Below are 533 nucleotides of genomic sequence, written 5' to 3' on the forward strand. Positions count from 1 at the left end.
TGCAGGTGAATTGCAAGATTTGGTGCAAGATCCCAATATTGCGTATATCGAGCGTAATGTTCCGTTTCAAGTTACCGATTCTTCTGATTTTCAAGTATTAGGATCTACTGTCAATGCAACAGAGCAATCGCAATGGAATTATCAAGCAGTACAACCTAATCAAATGTGGGATAAAGGATACAACGGATCAGGTATCAAAGTAGCTGTTATCGATTCAGGAGTAGCGGCTCATAGTGAACTTACGATTGCTGGTGGTGTATCCACAGTCGATTATACAACTTCATACGCAGATGATAATGGGCATGGAACACATGTAAGTGGCATTATTGCTGCTCATAGTGGCGATGGCGCTGTAACAGGAACGGCTCCTGGCGTGCAGTTATATGGTGTCAAAGCATTAGGTGCAGATGGCAAAGGAAATCTGCAAGATGTGCTAGAAGGAATCGATTGGGCGATCCAAAATCGTATGGATATTATCAATATGTCGTTAGGAACTGAATATGATTCACAAGCATTACACGATATGGTCGATA

Annotated in this window: 1 protein-coding gene; it reads left to right on the forward strand. The window is 41.8% G+C overall.

Features of this window, described 5'->3' with window-relative positions; translation table 11 throughout:
• A partial coding sequence (locus DN394_RS28740; RefSeq protein WP_149294469.1) for a S8 family serine peptidase occupies positions 1-533 on the forward strand: 533 nt, incomplete at both ends.

The sequence above is a fragment of the Bacillus sp. BB081 genome (assembly GCF_008368895.1).
GTDB lineage: Bacteria > Bacillota > Bacilli > Bacillales > Bacillaceae_G > Bacillus_A > Bacillus_A wiedmannii.